The sequence below is a fragment of the Demequina ureilytica genome, from assembly GCF_048553575.1.
GTDB lineage: Bacteria > Actinomycetota > Actinomycetes > Actinomycetales > Demequinaceae > Demequina.
Genome location: NZ_JBLZIE010000003.1, coordinates 276,573 through 296,352, shown reverse-complemented (window position 1 = coordinate 296,352; position 19,780 = coordinate 276,573). Strand labels below are relative to the sequence as shown.

The window sequence follows — 19,780 nt, the reverse complement described above, 5'->3', positions numbered from 1 at the left end:
GGGTGACACTAGTCTGAGCCCGTGCATCGGCCATTGACAGGGACCTATGTCCCCAGGCCAGAGGGCCTACACCACCGGTCGGGCCTGGGCCCCGCCGCTACTCGACGACGAGGATCAGGTCTCCACCGGTCAGCGTCTCGTTGCCGTCGACCGCGATGCGCTTCACCGTGCCAGCCACCGGCGTGGTGATGGCCGATTCCATCTTCATCGCCTCGATCAGCGCGACGGTCTGCCCCGCCGCCACCTCGTCGCCCTCGTCGACCGTCACCGCGACGGCACCGGAGAACGGCGAACCGATCTGGCCTGGCTTGGCGCCGTCGGCCTTCTCGCGCTGAACGACGTCGACGGACGCGGCCTCGTCACGCACCTGAACGGGGCGGATCGAACCGTTGTACGTGAAGATGGCGGTGCGCTCGCCGTGATCATCCGGCTCGCCGAGAGCCTCGAGCGAGACGATCATCCGCACGCCCTTCTCGAGCTCGATGTTCACCTCTTCGCCGCTGCCGACCGTGAGTCCGTACAGGTAGTGGAACGTGTCGATCACGGAGATGTCTCCGTAGTTGTCGATCGCCACATCGAAGTCGTCCGCAGGTCCGGGGAACAGCAGGTGGTTGAGCGCACGCCTGCGCACGTGACCGGGCTGTGCGAGCTTCTCCCGGTCCTCATCGGACAGCGGCGCAAGCTCGCGGGACGCGGAACGCCCCTCGAGTGCCTTGGTGCGGAAGGGCTCGGGCCAGCCGCCGGGCGGGTCGCCGAGCTCGCCCTGCAGGAAGCCAATGACGGAGTCCGGCAGGTCGTACTTGTCCGGGTTCTGTTCGAAGTCATCGGGGTCGGCGCCCTTGGCCACCAGGTGCAGGGCGAGGTCGCCGACGACCTTGGACGTGGGCGTCACCTTGATGAGGCGGCCCAAGATCCGGTCCGCCGCGGCGTAGGTGTCCTCGATCTGCTCGAACCGGTCCGCAAGCCCCAAGGAGATCGCCTGCTGGCGCAGGTTGGACAGCTGCCCGCCGGGAATCTCGTGGCGGTAGACGCGGCCCGTCGGCCCCGGCAACCCTGACTCGAACGGCGCGTAGAGCTTACGCACGGCCTCCCAATACGGCTCGAGGTCCTGCGCGGCGGCGAGCGACACGCCGGTGTCGCGGGAGGTGTGCTCGAGAGCCGCGACCAGCGCGCTCATGGGCGGCTGTGATGTGGTGCCGGCCATCGCCGCGCTGGCGACGTCCACCGCGTCCACGCCGGCCTCAGCGGCGGCCAGCAGCGTGCCGATCTGGCCCCCAGCGGTGTCGTGCGTGTGCAGGTGAACCGGCAGGTCGAACCGCTCGCGCAGGGCGGACACGAGGGTGAACGCGGCCGCCGGACGGAGCAGGCCCGCCATGTCCTTGAGAGCGAGGATGTGAGCCCCCGCCTCGACCAGCTGGTCCGCCAGCTTGAGGTAGTAGTCGAGCGTGTACAGATCCTCGTCCGGAGAGATCATGTTGCCGGTGTAGCACAGCGTCGCCTCAGCCACGGAGGTGCCAGTGGCACGCACCGCCTCGATCGCGGGCCGCATCTGCTCAACGTCGTTGAGCGCATCGAAGATGCGGAAGATGTCGATGCCCGTCTCCGTGGCCTCCTCGACGAACGCCTGAGCGACCTCGTCCGGGTACGGCGTGTATCCCACCGTGTTGCGCCCGCGCAGCAGCATCTGCAGCGCGACGTTGGGCACCTCCTCACGAAGGTTCGCGAGCCGTAGCCACGGGTCCTCCGAGAGGAACCGCATCGCGACGTCGTACGTCGCCCCGCCCCAGCACTCGATCGACAGCAGCTCGGGAGTCATGCGCGACACGTGGCCGGCAGCCTTCAGCAGGTCGTAGGTGCGCACGCGGGTCGCCAGCAGCGACTGGTGCGCGTCTCGCATGGTCGTGTCGGTGAGTCCGAGCCGGGTTGCCTGGCGCAGATCGCGCGCAAAGCCCTCCGGGCCCAGCTCCAGTAGCCGCTGACGGCTCCCGGGGGGCGGCTCGGCGTCGAGGTCAAGCTTGGGGAGCTTGACGGCGGGATGCAGAGCGATCTCCGCAGGCGGGCCGTTGGGGCGGTTGACCGTCTGGTAGCCCAAGAAGCTCAGGAGCTTGGTCGAGCGCTCCTGGCTCTCCGGCACCTCGAGCAGGTGCGGGCGCTGATCGATGAACGAGGTCGTGACTCCCCCGGCCCGGAAGTCCGGGTCGTCGATCACGGCGCGCAGGAACCGGATGTTCGAGGTCACGCCGCGAATACGGAACTCGGCGAGGGCGCGCGAGGCCCGGCGGGTGGCGGTCTCGAAATCGTGACCGCGGCACGTGAGCTTGACCAGCATGGAGTCGAAGTGGCCGGTGACGGAGTTGCCGGCCATGCCGGTCGCGCCGTCGAGGCGCACGCCGGCGCCGCCCGGGGATCGGTAGGCGACGATGCGGCCCGTGTCGGGCAGGAATCCGTTGGTGGGGTCCTCGGTGGTGATGCGCGTCTGGACCGCGAACCCGTTGGTGCGCACGTCCTCCTGGCGAATCCCGATCTGCTCGAGGGTCTCGCCCGATGCGATGCGCATCTGCGCGCTCACGATGTCGAGGTCGGTGACCTCCTCGGTCACCGTGTGCTCGACCTGGATGCGCGGGTTCATCTCAATGAACACGTGCTGACCGGCGCGCTCGCCCTCGGTCTCGAGCAGGAACTCGACGGTGCCGGCGTTGACGTAGCCGAGCGACTCGGCGAACTTGACCGCGTCGCGGCAGAGCGCCTCCCGGACCGCGGGGTCGAGGTTGGGCGCCGGTGCGATCTCGACCACCTTCTGGTGGCGACGCTGCACCGAGCAGTCGCGCTCGTACAGGTGGACGATGTTGCCCTCGTTGTCCGCAAGGATCTGGACCTCGATGTGGCGCGGTCCAAGCACGGCCTGCTCCAGGAACACCGTGGAATCGCCAAAGGCGTTGTCGGCCTCGCGCATGGCTGCGGCAAGCGCATCGGGCAGTGCTTCTCGCTTTTCGACGCGGCGCATCCCCCGGCCGCCGCCGCCCGCGACGGCCTTGACGAAGATCGGGAAGCCGATCGCGTCGGCCGCGGCGATGAGCTCTTCCTTGTTCTTGGAGGGCTCAGAGGAGTTCAGCACCGGTACGTCGGCGGCCTTGGCGGCCTTGAGCGCCGCAACCTTGTCGCCCGCCTGCGCGAGGACCTCGGGAGGCGGGCCGATGAACGTCACGCCCTCCTGCTCGCAGCGGCGCGCGAGCTCGACGTTCTCCGAGAGAAAACCGTAGCCGGGGTAGATGGCGTCCGAACCGGAGTGCTTGGCGATCCGGATCATCTCGTCGATGTCGAGGTATGCCTTGACCGGGTGACCCTCTTCGCCGATCTCGTATGCCTCGTCCGCCTTGACGCGGTGCTCGGACATCCGGTCCTCGTGCGGGAACACGGCGACGGTCTTGGCGCCCAGCTCGTAGGCGGCGCGGAAGGCGCGCACGGCGATCTCTGCCCGGTTGGCGACGAGGACCTTGGAAAACATTGAATTCCCTTCGACGGTGGCTTTATCTTGCCAGGTTTGCGGGTGCGCGTCAGCCGGCCGCCGATGCGGCGCGAGTGCGGTGGAGTCAGCTCGCTGTCGAGCGCTTGGCGCGGCGGTCCGCCAGTTCGTCCGCCTGCGAGGTGGCCGATGCGGGCGCGTCACCCCGGTCGGCGGGGAGGGAGGACAGTGAGCCTTCGAGCTCGCGCCACACCTTGCCAAGTGCGATGCCGAACACACCCTGTCCGCCCTGCACGAGGTCGATGACCTCGTCATCTGACGTGCATTCATAGACGGAGGCACCGTCGGACATGAGGGTGATGCGGGACAGGTCATCGACGCCGCGCTCGCGCAGTGCCGAGACGGCCGAACGGATCTGCTGCAGCGACACGCCCGAGTCGAGGAGCCGCTTCACCACGCGCAAGACGAGGATGTCGCGGAAGCCGTAGAGGCGTTGGGTGCCCGATCCCGTGGCCGCCTTGACGCTGGGCTCGACCAGACCCGTGCGGGCCCAGTAGTCCAGTTGACGGTAGGTGATGCCCGCCGCCTTGCAGGCGGTCGGTCCGCGGTAGCCCGTGTTCTCGTCGAGGTGCGTCAGGCCGTCGTCGAACAGGATCCCTTGGTCGGACACTGAGGTCAGGCCGGGGCCTTCCTGCTCTGCCATCGCTTCTCCTCGCGCTCGATCCCTGCCACCACGGTAGGGCGGCGGCCCCGCCCGGTCAACGACATCGCCGCTGCGCCGGTGGCGTGTCGCCTGTTGATTGACTATCGGTCGATCAGCTCGTGCACACAAGCGCTGAACAAGGCGACAGCTGCATCCGATCGCACGCTCACCAGCGCATCGGCCGCAGCGTCGTCGCCCCTGCCCCGATCAGGGGCGGCGGACCCTGCGATGAGCTCCGCCTCGCGCCCAGCAGCGCGCACGAGGGCCTTGAGCGACCGTGCGTCTCCCCCGGCGCCCAGGTAGGCGCCGCCCGCGACCACTAACGGCACACATGCCCGCTCAAACCTGCCCGGGACCCGTTGCTGCACGACGCCTTCAGCCTCGAGCGTCGCCACCACCGAAGAATCCACCCCGGCGGCCTGGGCCAGCTCGGCGTGCGTCACGTAGGTCTCCGTCTCCTCGACCGCGTGCGGCGTCACGGCGAGGTGCATGCGGCCACAATCGAGAGAGTCGAGGGTGTCGGCGATCACGCTCAGCGGACGGAAGTGGTCGCGCTGCTCCCGCAGCACGAACCGGAGGCGTTCGAGGTCCGCTGGCGAATATTGCCGGTAGCCGGCTGCGGTCCGGTCTGGAGAGACCAGGCCGTTGTTGTCGAGATAGCGCAGCTTTGAGGGCGTGAGAGCGGGAAACTCGTGACAGAGCTGTTGCAGGACGTCGCTCACCCGCAGCATCGGCTCCTGAGAGAGCGCGTGCGGCCAGCGTCCCACAGCCGCGTCGGGCGTCGGGACCTGCTCCGCCGGGTCGAACGCCTGCTCGCCGCGGGACGCGGCGTGCACGGCCCTGAGCGCGGACATCTAGGTCAGCGGGCCGTTCCCGGATAGAAACTCATCCGGTACTTGCCGATCTGCACCTCGTCGCCGTCGTGAAGCTCGACCTCGGTCACAGGCTCCCGGTTGACGTAGGTGCCATTCAGCGATCCGGCGTCCTTCACGTAAAACTTCTTGCCGTCGCGGATGAACTGCACGTGCTCGCGGCTCACGGTCACATCGTCCAGGAAGATATCTCCGGACACCGACCGCCCTGCGGTCGTGACGTCGACGTCCAGCAGGAAGCGCGCGCCCTGGTTGGGGCCGTGATGCACGATCAGCAGAGCGCAGTCCTCGTCGAGGGCGTCCACAGCCGTCTGATCTTGCGGCGACAGGCGGTGAGGCGAGTGCTCATCCACCGGTACCTGCGCGTCGAGCGACATCGTGCGCTCAACCGGGCTCTCGTCATATGTCATGGCGCCCCCTTTCTCACGTTGGTCGACTCCCTCATCCTAGGTGGTCCGGTGGCGTCCCGGCGGACGCGCGCGCGGCGCTTTGCCGAGCCCGCATCGCGACGTCACGCACATAGGCGACGCCGGAGATCCAATAGAGTCCAGCAGCTGCGGACGCGCCGATGATCGCCGCGACGTGGACGCCCTCCCATCGTCCGAAGGCGAAGAACGCGACCGGCAGGCACACGTACAACGCCGCCGTAGCGGCCTTGCCGGTGAACGTCACCTTCGGATACGAGACGTGACGGGCATGACCCACCAGCACGACGGCGGCGACCAACGCGTCGCGGGCCAGCAGGATCACCACCAGCCACCACGGCACCGCTCCGCGAAGAGCGAGGGCGATGACCACCACAATGGTCAACAGCCTGTCGGCGGCGGGATCGAGCAGACGACCAAGAGTCGTGACCTGTTGCCACCGGCGCGCGAGGTATCCGTCGAGGAAGTCGCTGACCCCCGCTGCCAGCAGGGCCGCGACCGCCCACATGTCGTAGCTCACGACGAGCAGCCAGCCGAAGACTCCGATGAGTCCGATCCGCACCATCGAGATGACGTTGGGGACCGTCCACACCGCACCGCTCACCGGGGTGGGCCGACCGTCAGCCGTCGCGTCTGGCAACTTCCTGCTCTCAAGATCGCGAGGCTGGTCCACGCACGGGAGTCTACTTGGAGTCTTCCTCCGCAGGAATGACCTTGTCTACGGTCTCAGTCGCGATGCGCGTGGCCTCGTCGTCGGAAGCGCCGCGCGCGAGCTCCCTCGCCCTGATCTGCTCGAAGCGGTAGTGACGGCTCTCCGAGGGCTTCTGATCGGCCATGGTCGTCTCCCTTCAGACTCGGTGGTGTGCGTGCGTTACCAGCGTAGTTCGTCGCGACCTGGAGTGCTCGGTGGGGGGTGCCTCCTCACCGCGAGAGGGCCTTCTCCAACTCTTCCTTCGACATCTTCGAGCGCCCGTCGATGCCCTGGCGCTTGGCCTCTCCATACAGCTGCTTCTTGGTCCGGCCCCCTGGGCCCGAATGCGACCGCTTGCCTCCGCGCTCCGAACTCGACATGTCATCCGTCGAGGACTTCGAGGATTGCTCGGACTCCCCCGACCTCGCGCGCTCCTTGTTCACGGTGCGCGCGGCGATCTCCTCGGCCCGGTCCTCGGACCTGCCGGCGTCCAACTCGGAGTCCTTGACGTGCTCGTACTGGCGCTCGCGCTTGTCGCTCCATTGCTTCGGTGTCATGGCTCCTCCTGAGGTCTGGTCATTGCCGCAAGGGTCACTCACGTCAACCCGAGCCCCACCTCAGTTCTTCCATGCCCGAGCTCTGCGGCGATGCGCTCGGCGGGGTCGAAGGGCGTCCCGTAGCGGTGCAGAGTGAGCGACACGGCTTGCTCCCGCAGGAACGGCATCAGCTCGAGCTGGGCTGCCGACGTCACCGGCAAATCAAAGACCGCCACGTCCGCGTGCCCCCGCCATACGTCCTCCACCTCTCCGACGCATCTCACGCGCGACAGCCCGCGCTCGCGCATCGCTGCGAGGGCGGCCGTTGCGGTCTCGAGGTGGAGCTGCACCCCAGCAGCACCCAGGGCCTCGGCGATTCGCGACGGAAGCTCCTCGGCGACGCTGACGTGGCCGAGCGCGCCTGCGCGCACCATGGCGGCGCACGTCCGGGTCAAATCCTCCTCGCGAGCGCCGTCCCATCGGATCAGGACGGGGAGGGGGACGTAGCGCAACACGTTGGCCTCGCAGGCGAGGGCCGTCGGGTCGTGTCCCACCGCGAACCGCTCTCGCCATTCCCGATGATCGGCCTCAGCCGCGGCGCGCACCCACTCAGCCTCTCCTGCGGCCACTAGTCGCTCCACAGCGGGCTCGAGCGCGGTGTGACCCTCGGACGCGCCCGCCAGGTCGGCTCGCTCCCACCCGGTGAGCGTCGCAACGTAGTGAGGTCCCCCCGCCTTGACGGTGGGGCCCACCACCGAGCGCTTCCACCCTCCGAAGGGCTGACGCTGAACGATGGCTCCGGTCGTGCCCTTGTTGACGTACAGGTTGCCCGCCTCGACAGTGTCGATCCAGGTGCGGATCTCTGACTCGTCCAGCGTGTGGATGCCGGACGTCAGCCCGTAGTCGACAGCGTTGACCAATGCGATGGCGTGATCGAGGTCGCGTGCTCGGACGATTCCGAGCACGGGCCCAAAGCACTCGACCCGGTGCATGAAGGAGTCGGGAGCGACCCACCCGCGCACGCCGGGGGTCCACAGTCCGTCGGCGAGCCGCTGCGGCTCGACCCACCACGTCTCGTCACCGTCGAGGCGGGTGAGGCCGCGCTCCAGCTTCCCGCTCGGCTCCGCGATGACCGGGCCCATCTGCGTGGCGGGGTCGGTGGCGGGCCCCACGCGTAGCGAGCGCACGGCGTCGCGCAGCTGCCGGTGGAATCGAGGCGAGTCCGCAACCGAGCCCACGAGCACGGCGAGCGACGCCGCGGAGCACTTCTGGCCGGCGTGCCCGAACGCGGACGCCACGAGGTCCCGCACCGCGAGATCCAGGTCGGCGCTTGGCGTGATCACCATCGCGTTCTTGCCCGAGGTCTCGGCATGCAGGTGCAAGGAGGGCCTCGCGTCGAGAAACCCCTGCGCCGTCTCAAAGGCACCGGTGAGGATCACCTGGTCGACTCGTGGATCCCTAATGAGGGCGTGGCCCAGCTTCTTCGGGTCCAGGTCGATCAGCCGCACGAGGTCCTGAGGGACGCCTGCGCCGTGGAGGATGTCGACGACGACCGCGCTGCAGCGACGAGCCTCCTCCGCCGGCTTGAGGAGCACCGCGGAACCGGCGGCGAGCGCCGCCAGGGTCGAGCCGGCAGGGATCGCCACGGGGAAGTTCCACGGCGGCGTCACGACGGTCAGCGCACGCGGGACCGGGACGGCCCCGACCACCTCGTGGAGGCGCAGAGCGCTGTCGGCATAGTAGCGAGCGAAGTCGATCGCCTCCGACACCTCGGGATCGGACTGGTCAAGCGTCTTGCCGGCCTCGGAGGCCATCACCTCGATCAGCTCGTCCCTGCGCCGCTCGAGCTCGTCGGCGATGCGATGGAGCATCGCTGACCGTTGGGCACCGGTGGTAAGGCCCCACCTCTGTCCCCCGTCGCGCACCTCGCCGATGCTTCGAGCCAGTGATTCGGCATCGTCCACACGAGCGGCGGCGACGGCGTCCGCACCGACGCGTCGCTCGGCTGCGCGCGCCAGAGCACGCTCCCCGCGCGTTCGGGACGAGCCGAGTGCCGGGTCGGTGTCGACCGCGTTGCGGAACTCCCGGTTCGCCGACGGCGGCCGTGCCGCATCCCGGTGAGAGCGCGAGGGCGCTGGCCCCGTGGCGAGTGCGCACGCATGGCGGAACGCGCGCTCCTCACGTTCGAAGTCCTCCGGGGTGTGCGCGAGCGTGGGAAGTCGCGAGAGGAAGTTCTGGGGGTTCGCCACCTCCTCGAGCCGGCGCACGAGGTACGCCAGCGCGACGTCGAAGTCTGCGGGGTCGACCACGGGGGTGTAGAGCCGCAACTGGCCCACGTCGCGCGCGACGGCCCTTGAGACGGGCTCGCCCATGCCGAGGAGCATCTCGAACTGGACGGCATCCGCGACTCCACGTCGGCACGCGAGGTCCCATGCGTGCGCGACGTCGAAGAGATTGTGCCCGGCGACGCCCACCTTGAGGCTCTGTGACGACTCGACGGTGAGTGCGGCCGAGAGGAGGCGCTTGTAGTGCGCATCGGTCTCCGTCTTGGATCCCCATGGCGCGAGCGACCAGCCGCGCAGCTCTGACTCGACCCGCTCCATCGACAGGTTCGCGCCCTTGACGATCCGTACGCGCAGCGGCGCTCCCCCCGCGTCCACCCGCGATGCGGCCAGGCGCTGCACGCGAGCCAACGCCGCGCTGGACTCGGGCAGATAGGCCTGAAGCACGATGCCGGCTGACAGGTCGAGCAGGCTCGGTTCCCGCATCAGCCGCTCGAACACGGCGAGTGTGACCTCGAGGTCCCGGTACTCCTCCATGTCCAAGTTGATGAAGGTGCCGTTGGCGTCGCGCGCCGCTGCGTAGAGCGGCAGCAGCGTCGCGGTGATCTCCTCCACGGCCCCGTCGACATCCCACGGGGAATGGGGCGCGGTCACTGCTGAGACCTTGATCGACACGTAGTCCACGTCAGGGTGCTCGATCAGCCCCTGGAGCCGCTCAACCCGGCGGCTCGCCTCCTCACGGCCGAGCACCGCTTCCCCCAACAGGTTCACGTTCAGCTCCGCGCCGTCGGAGCGCAGCCGTTGCAGGGACCGCGACAGTCGTCGCGGGCGGGCGTCCACCACGAGGTGGCCGACGAGGCCACGCACGAACCGACGCGCGATCGCGACGGTGAGGCGCGGAGCGATCCGCGAGGCCAGCGCACCCGCGCGCGAGAGCCAGGCGAGCCCGGCGGGGAGGTGAGCGTGCGCATCGGCCGATGCGCGTCTGAGGGCCGCGGCGGAGACCAGGGGGTCCTCGGGCCGGACCAGACCGTCGACGACCTCGGTGAGATAGCGCAGCCCTCCCTCCGAGCGGAGTGCGTACCCCATGACCCGCGCTCCAAGGCGTGGTCGCGCAGTCTCGGAGGCGTCCAGCCAGCGGCGCACCTGCTGGACGGCGCGGTCGGCGTCGGTGGGGACAGAGGTCAGGGCGGGGACGGCCATGGCCTCAGTGTGCGCTGGGGTAATCGTTCAGGTCTATCCAGGTTTATTGAAGACTATGGTGAAGCTGTGCTGAACTGATGCCATGCTCAGCATTCACCGCCTGCGGACCCTGCGCGCCTTCGCGATCCGCGGCACCGTCGCCGGCGCGGCTGACAGCCTCGGATACACGGCCTCCGCGGTCTCCCAGCAGCTCTCGGCGCTCGAGATGGAGACGGGAGCGCGGCTGCTACGCAAGTCGGGACGCAGGCTGGTGCTCACCCCGGCAGGCCAGCGTCTCGTCGCTGCCGCGGACGCCGTTCTCGATGCCGTCGAGGCTGCGGAGTCGGATCTGCGTGCGACCCACGACGAGCCGGCCGGGTCCGTGCGCGCCGCGATGTTCCAATCGGCCGCGCTCGCGCTCTTGCCCAGCGCTCTCGCCCACTTGCGCGAGTCCGCCCCGAGGGTGCGACTCCAAGTGACGCAGAGCGAACCCGCCCAGGCACTCGAGGACACCTGGGCACGCGAGTACGACATCGTCATCGCGGAGGAGTATCCGCACCATTCGGCCCCGCACTATCCCGGCCTTCGCCGCGAGACCCTCGTCCGGGACGAGATCTCATTGGCCGCACGCGACGACGGGAGCAAGGGAGACCCGGAGACGACCGCGCTTGCCGGTCATCGGGACAGCGCGTGGGTCATGGAGCCGCGGGGTACGGCATCGCGACACTTCGCGGAGCAGGTGTGCAGGCTCGAGGGGTTCGAGCCCGACGTTCGCTACGAGACCGCGGACCTGCAGGCCCACATCGCTCTGGTCGCTGCGGGCGAGGCAGTATCGCTGCTGCCGGGACTCATGTGGATGACCGCCCCTGCCGGCATCGCGCGCTTGCCCCTGCCGGGCGCGCCCCGGCGCACGGTCTTCGCCGCGATGAGGGCGACCACCACCGTGGATCCCGCCGTGACGGCCGTCCTCAGCGCTCTGCGCCTGGCGGCCGTTCCCCTCGGTGAGTGGTGACGTCGTCCGGCTGAGCCCGCGCCACGAATTCGGGCCCGTTCACCAGCAGCGCAGCACCCGCCACCGCTGCGGGCATGAACAGCGCGGCACCCAAGGGGATGAGGAACAGCACGAACACCGCCGCCCCGAAGCCCACCACGCGCGGTCGGTGCTGGCGCAGCACGGCACGCCGCGCGGCTAGCGACACGTGGCCGCGACGGGCGAGCGGATACGCAGTGAGCTCGAGCGCCAGGAACCAGCCCCCGATGGTCGCGCCCAGCACGAAGGCGGTGATGCCGCCGATGACGGGGATCAGCCCCACCAGGAACAGGCCGGCGGCGAACGGAAGGGTCAGCGCGGCGAGCCTCACTGCCTCGCCCACGCTTCGCAGCAGTGCGCGTGCCCACTGCTCGTCGGGTTCCGCGCCGGTGAAGCCGTGGCGCTCATCCACGGCCCGGCCGATGCGCTCGAAGAACGGTTGGCCGATGGTGAGGGTGACAGCGGTGAACGCGTACACCGCGACCAGCACGCTGGCGGCCACCACGGCGAGCGCCGCGACGATCTGCAGCGCGCCATGCGCCGCGCCGTCCTCCGACACCACGAGGGCTGCAAGCCAGCTCGACCATTCGGCGATCTGCAGAGCGATGGCGATTGCCGCCCCGCCGAACAGCACCGCGGTGATCGCGCCCGGCAGCAGACCCCATGCCATGAGCCGCGGCGACGTGCTCCAGGTGCGGAGCCCGCGCCACGCGGTAGCCGCCCCGAAAGCCGCCTCACGCACAGGTCTGATCCGTGGGGACGGCGTGCGCGGTGCCATGTGGCGATGCTAGCGGTCCCGCCATGGCTATCCTGGCCCAATCCCGAGCCCTCCTACTCCCCGGCTGTGAGACACCCTTGACCGATCTGCTCCTGCGCAAGGCCCGGCTCTTGGGCCGCGACGCACTCGTCGACATCGCCATCCGCGACGGCATCGTGACGAGCATCGGTGCCGCCGCACCGTCGGTCCCGGCAAGGACCACAGCCGAGGTGCTCGACCTCGAGGGCAGGTGGGTCGCGCCGGGGCTGTGGGACCACCATGTGCATTTCACGCAGTGGGCAATCGTGCGGCGCAGGCTCGACCTGTCGGCGGCTCGCAGCGCCGCAGCCGCGGCTCACATCATCGCTGCCCGCATGGTCGCGGAGATCGAGATGTACGAGCCCATCATCGGCTACGGGTATCGCGACGCGATGTGGGATGACGAGCCGACCGCAGAGGTGCTCGACCAGGTCGCGCCCCATCGTCCCGTGGTGGTGCTGTCGGGCGACATGCACGCGTGCTGGGTGAACACCGCGGCACGGGACCGCTACGGCCTTCCCGATGCGGGGGTGCTCCGCGAGGACGATGCGTTCGCGCTGCAGATGCGGCTCGAGAAGGCGGCACCTGGTGACGAGGACCTCGCGATCAGCGAGGCGGCGGTCGCCGCGGCGTCGCGAGGAGTGGTCGGGATAGTCGACCTCGAGATGGCGCACAATCTCGCGGGCTGGACCGAGCGCATGACGCGGGGGCTGCACGCGCTGCGCGTGCACTCCGGGTTCTATCCCGCTGAGCTCGCCGAGCGCATCGAGGCGGGATGGCGCAGCGGTGACGAGGTGCCGGGCACCGCGGGGCTGCTCACCATCGGCCCGCTCAAGATCATCACCGACGGCTCGCTGAACACGCGAACCGCGTACTGCCACGACACGTATCCCGGGCGCGACACCCGCGGCGTGCTCACGGTCTCACCCGAGCAGTCGGAACGCCTGCTGAACCAGGCCGTCGAGCACGGGTTCACGGCGGCCGTGCACGCCATCGGCGACGCCGCTGTCACTCACGCGCTCGACTCGTTCGAGCGCACGGGCGCTACGGGCACCATCGAGCACGCTCAGCTCGTGCGACACGAGGATCTGCCGCGGTTCGGCGCGCTCGGCGTCTCGGCATCGGTGCAGCCTGAGCACCTCTGGGACGACCGTGACCCCACCGAACGGATTTGGCCCGACCGTGCCGACCGCGCGTTCCCGCTGGCCGCGCTCCGGGACGCGGGAGCACACCTCGTGCTCGGCTCCGACGCCCCCGTCGCCCCGCTGGACCCGTGGCGCGCGATCGCCGCTGCCGTGCATCGAAGCGCGGATGAGCGCGAGCCGTGGCACCCCGAGCACTCGCTCACCCGCGAACAGGCGCTGGTGGCCTCCGCAGGTGCGCTTCGCGTGTCTGAGGGAGCAGCGGCGGACCTGGTGGTGCTCGAGGCCGATCCGCTCCACTGCGTCGCCTCCGCGCTGGTGCGCATGCCCGTGGCCGCCACCCTCGTCGCAGGACGCTTCACCCACCGCACGCTGTAGCGCGCGGCGGGGTCTGACATCAGAAAGGTCCTCGCGTCAGAGAAGCGTCGCGCTCTCGAGAGAGATGTGAACACCGGCCAGCGCCTGCGAGACCGGGCAGCCGTCCTTGGCCTCTTCGGCGATCTCGCTGAACTTCAGCTGGTCGATCCCAGGAACCCGGGCACTCACGGTGATGACTGAGCTCCTGACTCCCTCGCCGGGCACGAACGTGACCACCGCGCTGGCCTCGATCTGCTCGGGCGGCGAGCCGATTTCGCTCAGCGCGTTCGACAGCGCCATCGAGTAGCACGAGGCGTGGGCTGCGGCGAGCAGTTCCTCCGGAGTGGTGGTCGACTCCGAGCCTTCGGCGCGCGCCTTCCAGTCGACCGCGAGAGTCGCGGCGCCGGTGGCGAGCGTGGTCGTTCCCGACCCGTCCGCGAGCGATCCGTTCCATACCGTCGATGCCTTGCTGTGCACTGCCATGTTGTTCCCTCTCTGTCGGTTCGAGCGCGGTACGCGCCCGCTCCCGCCAGTCAAGCACGGGCGAGCGGTCGCCGCGCGCCAGATAGGCGCGCGCCCGCCCTCGGCCGGCGGAAGGCGCAGGTCACCTAGCCGCGGAACCAGACTCGACCCGCGCATCGGCCGGTCCCGCCGTGGTGCCGTGCGGGGGCACCCCGCCACGCGTGGCCGCCCAGCCGAGAGCCGCGCACAGCACGCCCGGGACGCACAGCACGAGGCCCAACCAGGATGGCGCGAGGTAACCCCACCCTGCGGCGATCACGATCCCGCCGAGGAACGCGCCCAGCGCGTTCCCCATGTTCAACGCGGAGTGGTTGAGCGCGGCCGCCATCGTCTGGCTGTCGCCGGCGACGTCCATGAGCCGTGTCTGAATGGCGGGTGACAGCGCCGCGGCTGCACCACCGACCAGGAACAGACCAAGGAGCAGTCCTGCCAACGAGCCGGCCCCCGCGATGAGCACGAGCAGCGCTACGACGAAGACGCCGAAGAGCTGGAAGACAGCGCGCAGCGCACCGCGGTCCGCCAGCCTGCCGCCCACGAAGTTGCCGGCCGTCATGCCCAGGCCGAGCACCACGAGCGCGATCGGCACCATCGACTCGCTCGTCCCCGTGATCTCCGTGGCGAGCGGTGACACATAGCTGTAGACGGCGAAGAAGCCACCGAAGCCGAGAGCACCGGTGAGCAGCGCGAACCAGACCGCCGGGCGCCCGAACGCGCCGAGCTCGCGGCGCATGGTGGCGGTGGGGTCTCCGGGTGAGCGAGGCACGAAAGCGACGATGGCGACCGTGCTGAGCGCGAACAGCGCCGCGACCGCAAGGTAGGCGACCCGCCATCCCGTCTGCTGGCCCAGGTACGTGATCGTGGGCACGCCGATCACGTTGGCGATGGTCAGACCGGCGAGCACGAAGGCGACTGCCTGACCGCGCTTTCCGGGCCCCATGAGACGCGCGGCGACCAAGGCGGCGATGCCGAAGTAGGCGCCGTGCGGAAGGCCCGCGACGAAGCGCGCGGCGACGACTGTCTCGAACGTCGGCGCGAGCGCCGAGGTGACCGTGCCGAAGGTGAAGGCGGCCGCGAGCACCGTCAGCACGGTCTTGCGCGGATAGCGCGCGACGACCGCCGCGATCGTGGGAGCTCCGGCAACAACCCCCGCCGCGTACGCGGTGATGATCCAGCCCGCGCGGCCGATGGCCTGCTCAGGGCTGGCGTCCCACAGTGCGGGCTCCAAGTCTCGGGCCATGTCGGGCAGCAGGCCCATTGCCACGAACTCGGTGGTGCCTATCCCGAATCCACCGAGGGCGAGCGCGAACAGCGCGAGCCGGGTCCGTGCGGGCGTGGTGGTAGTCATGTGGCTCACCGATCGGTGTCAGGTCAAGGGGGCGTGCTCACCCTTGAGCACGCCCAGCATAGATCCGTGTGCGAACCGCAACTTCCCGCGTCCCGCGATACTGGGAGGCATGGAGATCCTCACTGCCGTCCGCTCCCCTGGGTGGGACGATTCGTCACGTCCGGTCAAGACCGTGGCTCTGCTGCTGCACGGATTCGGCTCGAACGAGCACGATCTGCCCGGGCTCGCCCCGTGGCTGCCGCCGGGCATGCCGTGGGTGTCTCCCCGCGCCCCCTTGGCGATGCAGGGCATGGGCTATGCGTGGTTCCCACTGTCCTTGCCTGAGCCGCCCGGTCCGGAGCACATCGACGAGGCCACTGCGGCCCTGTGGGCCTGGATCGACGCCGACCTCGGTCCCGAGACGCTCGTCGTGCCGGTGGGGTTCTCCCAGGGCGGCCTCATGGCAACGCAGCTGCTGCGCACCCGGCCCGATCGGGTGGCAGCGACCGTGGTGCTCGCCGGATTCGTCGCCGGCACCGCCCAACCGGCCGATGCGCTTCTGGCCGAGCGCCTGCCGCCGGTGTTCTGGGGTCGGGGCGACGCGGACGAGGTGATACCGCGAGAAGCCGTGAGCGGCGCGGCGGACTTCCTGCCGCACCACACCTCGCTCACCGCGAGGGTGTACGCCGGTCTGGCGCATTCAGTCGATGAGCGGGTGATGAGCGACGTGCGCGGCTTCCTCGAGCAGGTCGAGCGCTCCCCGTCGGATCACTGACGGGTGGAGTCGACGGCATCCAGCCCATCCAGCAGGCCCCACAGCCAGCGCGCCCCGTGCACGGACGCACCCGCCCGCTGAGCACGAGAGCGCAAGCCCGCGTCGCTCGTCACCACCACCGGGCTAGTCCCCTCAAGGGCGAGCGCCTCGACCCTGGTCACGATCGCTTCGTCCCCGGAGCCTTCCGCATCGATCACGCATACGCCGCCCAGCGCGTCCGTGCCGCGGGCCTGCCCCTCGACCACGAGGTCGATGGCCGGGTGCCACCGCAGGCCGTCGAGCCCCAAGGCAGGAGCTGGCACACCTGCGCCGTCGAGATACTCGAGTCGCCGCAGGAGCCGCTCCGAGGCTGCCTTGCGGTCGCGCCACCAGCCGTCGGGAACGGCGCCGACCACATTCGCCGCGTCGACCACCAGTTGAGGCCTGGTGCCCAGGCTGCGACGCAGCGCGGGCCACGAGCCCGCGAAGGCCGGGTGGAGCGGAAGGGAGTCGACCTCCTCCGGCGCCACCCACCTGAGCTCAAGGCTCTCGGCGTCCCCCGCCACCGCCTCGAACGGCTGGACCACGTCAACCAGCAGCGTTGTGTACGTCCATACTTCGCGGTCCGCGAGCCAGACGGCGCGGGTACGGACCGCGTGCCGGGGCACTCCCGCCTCTTCGAGCGCCTCGCGCAGCGCGCCGTTCTCGGCGCTCTCACCCTGGTGGAGGGCTCCACCGGGTATCCCCCAGGTGCCGCCGTGGTGACTCCACTCGGCGCGGTGCTGCAGCAAGACTCCGCGGGCGTCGTCCACGGCGAGCACTCCCGCTGCACCAAACCGTCCCCAGTACCGCTCCCCGGCGGGCCCCTCGACCCACGCGTCTCCCGGGTCGCGCTCGCTCCCGAGCGGCGGTGGCGTCGCTCGCGAGTGGCGTTCGGGGCACATGACACGAGCCTGCCACAGCGGCGGGCTGTCGCGACGAACTCTGCCTCACCGAGCCAAAGGCGCCGCCACGGAGTGCGCCATGCCCGGCAGACCGCAAGACGGGCGCGTCACATTCACACATCGGTCAAGACCGGGTAAAGTCTTGAGTGTGAGCAAAGTGGCCGCCGTCTCCCTCGCCCGCCTGGGCGCTGCGGTCGTGATCGCAGCCGCACTGGGCGTTCAAGCGTGGGCGGATCTCAGTTACGGCACCTTCACCTGGGCTCAGCTGCCCGGCTACTTCACCCCTCTCGCGGCCCTCGCTGCAGTCGTGGCGCTGGTCGCCGCAGCGGTTGCGGGAGCGGATGAGCCTCGATGGGTGGCACTGCTGCGAGTGAACGCCGCCACCTACGGCGTAGTCACCGGAGCGGTGTACTGGTACATGCTCGCCGGCGTCGCGACCCCGGTCTATCCCTGGGCGAACATGGTGCTGCACGGCGGCGCGGGCGCGGTGCTGGTCGCTGACTGGCTGCTGGTGGGCAAGCCCGTGAGGCTGCCGCTACGGACGCTGTGGACTGTGCTGGTCGTACCGGCGGGGTGGATTGCCTACCTCATGGTGCGCGCGACCGCAGACGGGTGGGTGCCCTACCCCTTCCTCGACCCGTCGCAGGGCATCGCCTCGGTAGCGATCACGGTCGCCGCGATCGCCGGCACGGGCCTCCTGGTGGCCGCGGTGCTGCATTCAGCGACCGGGCTGAGGCTGCTCAGGCTCGCTCACCCGCCCCGGACCGGCACCCTCTCGGTGAAGGCGCCGCGACGCTGATGGCGCACCGTGGAACCCCAGCGGGCATCCGCACGTTCAGGGGGTGTCGCATCTTCTCTCGATGCTGGGACGCGCGCTCGTCAGCGAGCCGCCCCGCGGCGTGGAACACCGACTGGCAGCCTTGCCGGCGGCATTGACGAGTCGCACGCGACATTGTGACCCCGTGGCCGCGCGCTGATGGCGCACCGCCCCGGGGTCGCGTGCTGTGCACAGAGAGTTCTGGTCACGGCTGCGTCCCTGTACTGATCCTTGGTGACTTCCCCCATGCCCTTTGCCTTTCGCCCCACCCGCGCCATCGCGGGGGCCATCGCCCTCGGCTGCTTCGGCGCTGGACTTGTCGGCGCATATAGCGCTCACGATGTCGACACCCGACTCGCCGTCGACGATGCCCGTGACGCCGCTCAAGCCCTCGAGGTCAAGCGCGAGGCCTTGGAGTCTTCACTGACTGAGGCACACAGCGCCCTGCACGAGGCCGATGCCGTTGCCGACGAGGAGAGGGTCGCCGCAGCCGCGCGCGCTCTCAGCGACGCCACCCAGGCCGCGACGGAGAAGGCCGCGCTCAGTGGAGTGCACGTGACGGTGGCGCCCGTCGACCCGGAGGAGATCGCGGCGGTCACGCCGGACGACTTCTCCCCCGCTCCTGCTGACGATGATGGTGCCGAGGCGGTCACCAAGGACGTCGCTCCGGAAAGCACTGAGACTGAGGACGAGGGGGCACCGGCACCGATCGATCCGTCGGGCACGCCGTCCCCGAGCCCGTCCGCGAGCCCGGCGGACGACTCTCCTCATCCCCTGGCGCCCGCGGGTGACCTTGTGGAGCTCGTCGAAGACGCCGAGGTCGCGCGGGTCCTGGCGGGCCAGACCGAGAGCGCCGACGAGGCGCGCGAGGCCGCCGACAGGCTGGAGCGGGCGACGGAGACTCTCGACGATGCCCTGGAGAGTGTGACCGGTGGGGCGACCGCCCTGACCGAGGCGGCCATCGAGGCCGGGCACGCCGACACGCTCGTACTCCTGGACAGCTCGGTGGAGAATGCGGATGCGGTGACGGCTTCTGCGCTCGACACCCTCGCGTCAGTGGAGGACCGCGTCGACGACGACTCCCGTCTGACCCAGGCAGAGGACGCCATCACTGAGCTCACGAGCACATCTGCGCGGGCCGCCCTGGTGGATAGGGACCGCCCGCTGCGCGTCATCCAAGCGCTGGACCGAGTGGTAGCCGCACGGGCGGCCTTCGATGAGGCAATGGAGGCGCTCCAGGCGACCCACGAAGCCTGGGTCGACACGGAGAATACCGCGATCGACGCCCGCAACGACCAGTTGAAGGGGGACCACAAGGCGGAGGTGGCAGACGCCAAGAAGGCGCACGTTCAGGCGAACCGCGACGCCGCTGCGGCCCGCTCCAAGGGCTGGACCGGTTCGCCCGTGGGTGTGATGGGATCCAACGGCGTTCTTGCGCTCGACAGCCTGTGCGACATCGGCTTCTTGCCCGGCCACCGCTTGCAGTGCGACGCCGCCCGATCTCTCGAGGAGGCCGACGCCGCGTATTTCGCGCAGCACGGCCGGCACCTCAACGTGACGGATTCCTACCGCTCGTACGGCGTGCAGGTCCGCACCCGTGCGATCAAGCCGGCCACGGCAGCGCGGCCGGGCACGTCCAATCATGGCTGGGGCATGGCTGTGGATCTCGATGTACCGTCCGCCGCATGGCTCCGGGCCCACGGTGAGGACTTCGGCTGGGTGCATCCCGAATGGGCACGTCCCGGTGGGAGCAAGCCCGAGTCGTGGCACCTCGAGTACGTCGCGACCGACGTCGGCGCCTTCGAGGCACCGCCTGCTCCCGAGCTCGAGAAGCGCATCATGAGCGTCTTCGAGGAAGACAAGACCCCTCGTGAGTGACGCATCCGCGCCCGCGGCAAGGACCTCATCGGCCGTCCGCCAGGCGCGCTCGTCCAGTCACG

17 protein-coding genes are annotated in these 19,780 nt (G+C 69.7%); 5 read left to right on the top strand and 12 right to left on the bottom strand.

Translation table 11 applies throughout. The annotated features are described in order from the left end of the window. Positions 1-97 precede the first annotated feature (97 nt). The 8 genes from ACNI3K_RS10810 to ACNI3K_RS10775 form a co-directional block, all read right to left on the bottom strand. Complete coding sequence (locus ACNI3K_RS10810) at positions 98-3,505, bottom strand: pyruvate carboxylase (protein WP_419391903.1); 3,408 nt, start codon at positions 3,503-3,505, stop codon at positions 98-100. 85 nt (positions 3,506-3,590) lie between these two features. Continuing rightward, positions 3,591-4,166, bottom strand: a complete 576-nt coding sequence (locus ACNI3K_RS10805) for a MerR family transcriptional regulator (RefSeq protein ID WP_419391902.1) — start codon at positions 4,164-4,166, stop codon at positions 3,591-3,593. A gap of 101 nt (positions 4,167-4,267) precedes the next feature. Continuing rightward, positions 4,268-5,020, bottom strand: coding sequence for a transcriptional regulator FtsR (gene ftsR, locus ACNI3K_RS10800; RefSeq protein ID WP_419391901.1), 753 nt, complete (start codon positions 5,018-5,020; stop codon positions 4,268-4,270). 5 nt (positions 5,021-5,025) lie between these two features. Then, positions 5,026-5,448 carry an FHA domain-containing protein gene (locus ACNI3K_RS10795; protein WP_518486597.1) on the bottom strand — a complete coding sequence of 141 codons (423 nt, stop codon included), beginning with the start codon at positions 5,446-5,448 and terminating at the stop codon, positions 5,026-5,028. A 31-nt stretch (positions 5,449-5,479) separates the two neighbouring features. Beyond that, entirely contained in the window at positions 5,480-6,136 is a 657-nt protein-coding gene (locus ACNI3K_RS10790) for a CDP-alcohol phosphatidyltransferase family protein (protein ID WP_419391900.1), read from the bottom strand. A 10-nt stretch (positions 6,137-6,146) separates the two neighbouring features. Continuing rightward, positions 6,147-6,299 (bottom strand): hypothetical protein, encoded by a 153-nt coding sequence (locus tag ACNI3K_RS10785; protein ID WP_419391899.1) that lies wholly within the window; start codon positions 6,297-6,299, stop codon positions 6,147-6,149. Between the two features lie 85 nt (positions 6,300-6,384). Further along, positions 6,385-6,711 carry a plasmid stabilization protein gene (locus ACNI3K_RS10780; protein WP_419391898.1) on the bottom strand — a complete coding sequence of 109 codons (327 nt, stop codon included), beginning with the start codon at positions 6,709-6,711 and terminating at the stop codon, positions 6,385-6,387. 38 nt (positions 6,712-6,749) lie between these two features. Further along, positions 6,750-10,175, bottom strand: coding sequence for a proline dehydrogenase family protein (locus ACNI3K_RS10775; RefSeq protein ID WP_419391897.1), 3,426 nt, complete (start codon positions 10,173-10,175; stop codon positions 6,750-6,752). A gap of 82 nt (positions 10,176-10,257) precedes the next feature. On the opposite strand from ACNI3K_RS10775, the gene ACNI3K_RS10770 reads away from it, so the two are divergent. After that, positions 10,258-11,166, top strand: a complete 909-nt coding sequence (locus ACNI3K_RS10770) for a LysR family transcriptional regulator (protein WP_419391896.1) — start codon at positions 10,258-10,260, stop codon at positions 11,164-11,166. On the opposite strand, the gene ACNI3K_RS10765 is transcribed toward ACNI3K_RS10770, so the two are convergent. Next, positions 11,123-11,962 carry an EI24 domain-containing protein gene (locus tag ACNI3K_RS10765; RefSeq protein WP_419391895.1) on the bottom strand — a complete coding sequence of 280 codons (840 nt, stop codon included), beginning with the start codon at positions 11,960-11,962 and terminating at the stop codon, positions 11,123-11,125. The two genes, ACNI3K_RS10770 and ACNI3K_RS10765, sit on opposite strands and share 44 nt — an antisense overlap. 77 nt (positions 11,963-12,039) lie before the next feature. On the opposite strand from ACNI3K_RS10765, the gene ACNI3K_RS10760 reads away from it, so the two are divergent. After that, positions 12,040-13,500, top strand: a complete 1,461-nt coding sequence (locus ACNI3K_RS10760) for an amidohydrolase (protein WP_419391894.1) — start codon at positions 12,040-12,042, stop codon at positions 13,498-13,500. Between the two features lie 36 nt (positions 13,501-13,536). Here the strand turns inward: ACNI3K_RS10760 and ACNI3K_RS10755 are convergent, their stop codons facing one another. Both ACNI3K_RS10755 and ACNI3K_RS10750 read right to left on the bottom strand, forming a co-directional pair. Then, entirely contained in the window at positions 13,537-13,962 is a 426-nt protein-coding gene (locus ACNI3K_RS10755) for an OsmC family peroxiredoxin (protein WP_419391893.1), read from the bottom strand. A gap of 121 nt (positions 13,963-14,083) precedes the next feature. After that, a complete protein-coding gene (locus ACNI3K_RS10750; protein WP_419391892.1) occupies positions 14,084-15,346 on the bottom strand; it encodes an MFS transporter in 1,263 nt (420 codons plus the stop codon). Positions 15,347-15,455: 109 nt separating this feature from the next. On the opposite strand from ACNI3K_RS10750, the gene ACNI3K_RS10745 reads away from it, so the two are divergent. Then, positions 15,456-16,100: an alpha/beta hydrolase gene (locus ACNI3K_RS10745; protein ID WP_419391891.1), complete on the top strand. Its 645-nt coding sequence runs from the start codon at positions 15,456-15,458 to the stop codon at positions 16,098-16,100. Here ACNI3K_RS10745 and ACNI3K_RS10740 read toward each other — a convergent pair. Next, positions 16,094-17,023, bottom strand: coding sequence for an NUDIX domain-containing protein (locus tag ACNI3K_RS10740; RefSeq protein ID WP_419391890.1), 930 nt, complete (start codon positions 17,021-17,023; stop codon positions 16,094-16,096). The two genes, ACNI3K_RS10745 and ACNI3K_RS10740, sit on opposite strands and share 7 nt — an antisense overlap. A gap of 148 nt (positions 17,024-17,171) precedes the next feature. Here ACNI3K_RS10740 and ACNI3K_RS10735 point away from each other — a divergent pair, with 148 nt between their 5' ends. Together ACNI3K_RS10735 and ACNI3K_RS10730 are read left to right on the top strand one after the other, a co-directional pair. After that, on the top strand, positions 17,172-17,822 hold the full coding sequence (locus ACNI3K_RS10735) for a Pr6Pr family membrane protein (RefSeq protein WP_419391889.1): 651 nt from the start codon (positions 17,172-17,174) through the stop codon (positions 17,820-17,822). Between the two features lie 264 nt (positions 17,823-18,086). Next, positions 18,087-19,718 carry a hypothetical protein gene (locus ACNI3K_RS10730; protein ID WP_419391888.1) on the top strand — a complete coding sequence of 544 codons (1,632 nt, stop codon included), beginning with the start codon at positions 18,087-18,089 and terminating at the stop codon, positions 19,716-19,718. Positions 19,719-19,780 lie beyond the last annotated feature (62 nt).

Coding starts and splice junctions, on each gene's coding strand:
- ACNI3K_RS10810 (WP_419391903.1), bottom strand. CDS start 3,505: ATGTTTTCCAAGGTCCTCGTCGCCAACCGGGCAGAGATCGCCGTGCGC.
- ACNI3K_RS10805 (WP_419391902.1), bottom strand. CDS start 4,166: ATGGCAGAGCAGGAAGGCCCCGGCCTGACCTCAGTGTCCGACCAAGGG.
- ftsR (WP_419391901.1), bottom strand. CDS start 5,020: ATGTCCGCGCTCAGGGCCGTGCACGCCGCGTCCCGCGGCGAGCAGGCG.
- ACNI3K_RS10795 (WP_518486597.1), bottom strand. CDS start 5,448: ATGACATATGACGAGAGCCCGGTTGAGCGCACGATGTCGCTCGACGCG.
- ACNI3K_RS10785 (WP_419391899.1), bottom strand. CDS start 6,299: ATGGCCGATCAGAAGCCCTCGGAGAGCCGTCACTACCGCTTCGAGCAG.
- ACNI3K_RS10780 (WP_419391898.1), bottom strand. CDS start 6,711: ATGACACCGAAGCAATGGAGCGACAAGCGCGAGCGCCAGTACGAGCAC.
- ACNI3K_RS10775 (WP_419391897.1), bottom strand. CDS start 10,175: ATGGCCGTCCCCGCCCTGACCTCTGTCCCCACCGACGCCGACCGCGCC.
- ACNI3K_RS10770 (WP_419391896.1), top strand. CDS start 10,258: ATGCTCAGCATTCACCGCCTGCGGACCCTGCGCGCCTTCGCGATCCGC.
- ACNI3K_RS10765 (WP_419391895.1), bottom strand. CDS start 11,962: ATGGCACCGCGCACGCCGTCCCCACGGATCAGACCTGTGCGTGAGGCG.
- ACNI3K_RS10755 (WP_419391893.1), bottom strand. CDS start 13,962: ATGGCAGTGCACAGCAAGGCATCGACGGTATGGAACGGATCGCTCGCG.
- ACNI3K_RS10750 (WP_419391892.1), bottom strand. CDS start 15,346: ATGACTACCACCACGCCCGCACGGACCCGGCTCGCGCTGTTCGCGCTC.
- ACNI3K_RS10745 (WP_419391891.1), top strand. CDS start 15,456: ATGGAGATCCTCACTGCCGTCCGCTCCCCTGGGTGGGACGATTCGTCA.
- ACNI3K_RS10740 (WP_419391890.1), bottom strand. CDS start 17,023: ATGTGCCCCGAACGCCACTCGCGAGCGACGCCACCGCCGCTCGGGAGC.
- ACNI3K_RS10730 (WP_419391888.1), top strand. CDS start 18,087: ATGCCCTTTGCCTTTCGCCCCACCCGCGCCATCGCGGGGGCCATCGCC.